This window comes from Acinetobacter sp. UBA3025 (assembly GCF_002367915.1).
Classification (GTDB): domain Bacteria; phylum Pseudomonadota; class Gammaproteobacteria; order Pseudomonadales; family Moraxellaceae; genus Acinetobacter.
Window position 1 is genome coordinate 1 of record NZ_DFDO01000313.1, and the last position, 2,604, is coordinate 2,604.

2 protein-coding genes and 1 pseudogene are annotated in these 2,604 nt (G+C 46.2%); all 3 read left to right on the forward strand.

The features are described from left to right. Positions 1-253, forward strand: a 253-nt coding sequence (locus tag B4J23_RS13235; RefSeq protein WP_291361253.1) for an isochorismatase family protein, incomplete at its 5' end; no start/stop codon positions are given. A 107-nt stretch (positions 254-360) separates the two neighbouring features. After that, a complete protein-coding gene (locus B4J23_RS13240) occupies positions 361-1,308 on the forward strand; it encodes a bile acid:sodium symporter family protein (RefSeq protein WP_034170262.1) in 948 nt (315 codons plus the stop codon). A 178-nt stretch (positions 1,309-1,486) separates the two neighbouring features. After that, positions 1,487-2,604 (forward strand): annotated as a pseudogene (locus B4J23_RS13245) (RNA degradosome polyphosphate kinase); the annotation flags it as partial.

The following is a 2,604-nucleotide window of genomic DNA, read 5'->3' on the forward strand; positions in this document are numbered from 1 at the left end:
AAAAACCAGTACCGGTCTGGCCGGCTATTTACGTGAGCGCGGTATTGATACCGTGTTTATCGTGGGTATCGCGACCGATTTTTGTGTGGCCTGGACCGCGATGGATGCCTGTAAACTCGGCTTTAAGGCCTATGTCATTGCGGATGCTACCAAGGGCATTGACCTGAATGGTTCGCTACAACATGCCTGGCAGGACATGCTGGCACAGGGCGTAAAACGGATTTATCTGAAAGATATTATTAATGCTGCCTAAGCGCTGACTTAAGGCGATTAGGGCCATTTACCATTATGCAATGGTTTGTTTACTTTGAGGCATCCACAGATGCCTTGATTTTTTTTTCATGACCCCTGGATTTCCCCATGTCAGCACTCCTTCAATTTAGCCAGTTTGTCCAAAAGACCTTTGCTCTGTGGGTCATTCTATTTTCAGCGATTGCTCTGATGCTGCCGGATCTTTTCGTCTGGTTACGCGCCTATATTCCTTGGATGTTGGGTCTGATCATGTTTGGTATGGGCATGACCATGACGCCAGGCGATTTTAAAAGTATCTTGCAAAGTCCTAAGGCCGTCGCGATTGGGGTCGTGGCTCAGTTTATGGTGATGCCAGGGTTAGCCTTTTTGCTCTGTCAGCTATTCCAGCTTCCGGCTGAAATTGCGATTGGTGTAATTCTGGTGGGCTGCTGTCCAGGTGGCACCGCATCCAATGTGATTACCTATATGGCCAAGGGCAATACAGCCCTTTCTGTGGCGTGTACTTCGGTATCGACTTTATTGGCACCGCTTTTGACTCCGGCAATTTTTTATCTGCTGGCCAGCCAATGGATTGAAATTAATGCCTTGTCCATGCTGATTTCGATTCTGCAAGTGGTGCTGTTTCCAATCATTTTAGGTTTGATTATCCGCGCCCTTCTAAAAACCAAGGTAGAAGGCTATATCCAGGTAATGCCAGTAATTTCAGTGATTGCCATTGTCGCAATTGTGGCGGCAATTATTGCCGGCAGCAAAACCCAGATTCTGGAATCTGGTTTAATGATTTTAGGGCTTGTGGCTTTACACAATGGGATGGGCTATTTACTGGGTTATTGGGCCAGTCGCATATTTCACTTGGCAGAAATTGACTGTCGTGCAGTATCCATTGAAGTGGGGATGCAGAATTCTGGTCTGGGTGTGGCCTTGGCGGCGACCCATTTTGCTGCATCTCCCATTACTGCGGTTCCAAGTGCCATTTTCAGCCTGTGGCATAATATTTCAGGACCTGCTTTAGCCACTTATTGGGCTGGCAGACAAACTGAAAAAACGGACACTTAATTGCAATTTGATGACGGCGCCCAACGAGCCATAGCATGATTTTTTTATACGGTGAAAAATTAAAATATTAATTTATATGGATTTATCGAGCTTTGTAACATAAGTGTCATGAAGTCTGCCTAAGATCGCCCCTCAATGATGTGAAACAACAGACTGTAATCAGCAGCATTGAGAGGGCATGGAACAATTTCAGCATTCGTCAGCGACCTATTTTAATCGGGAACTTTCCTTATTTGAATTTCAGCGTCGTGTCTTGGCACAAGCACTCGATCCAAATTTACCGATTTTAGAGCGCTTAAACTTCCTGATTATTTTTTCCCGTAACCTGGATGAGTTTTTTGAAATCAGGATTGCCGGGCTGATGAAACAGCAAGATCTGAATGCGACTACCCGGACGCCTGATGCTGTACCCACCGAGCTGATTCTACAAGAACTGTCCCAGTCCATTCATGCCACAGTGAACAAACAGTATGAGGTTCTGAATCATGCAATTTTGCCTGAACTCCAGGCGCAGGGGATTCAGTTTCTTCAATACCAGGATCTTCTGGAAAAACATAAGGCCTGGATTGCAGCCTTTTTTGCCAAAGAAGTGCAACCGGTACTGACCCCGATCAGTCTGGATCCTTCACATCCTTTTCCACGTTTGGTGAATAAAAGTCTGAACTTTATTATCAGCTTGGAAGGTAAAGATGCCTTTGGCCGTGAAATCGAGATGGCAATTGTGCCGGCACCACGTTCCTTACCCTGCCTGATTAAAATTCCGGAAGATGTCACCGGAAACAATACCACCCAGATCTTTCTGACTGCGATCATCCAGCAGCATATCAGTGATTTGTTTCCCGGCATGAAAGCGACCGGATGTTATGCCTTTCGGGTTACCCGCAATGCCGATCTGGTATTGTCGGAAGATGTCGATGATCTGGCGGTGGCTTTAAAAGATGAACTGTGTTCGCGCCGCTTTGGTCGTGCAGTACGTCTGGAAATTGAAAATGACTCTCCTCAGAACATCATCGACTATTTGCTGGATGAATTTGATCTGACGGAACAGGAGCTGTACCGGATTGATGGACCGATCAATTTGTCCCGCCTGAGTACCAGCTTTGAGCGTCCGGAATTAAAGTATCCGCATTTTAGTCCGGTCATTCCGAAAATTTTCCGTAAACAGAAAAGTATTTTTGAAATTTTAAAGGCACAGGATGTGCTGCTGCATCATCCTTTTGATTCATTCCAGCCGGTGATTACTTTACTGCGCGAAGCGGCCAAGGACCCGGCGGTGCTGGCGATCAAGCAGACGCT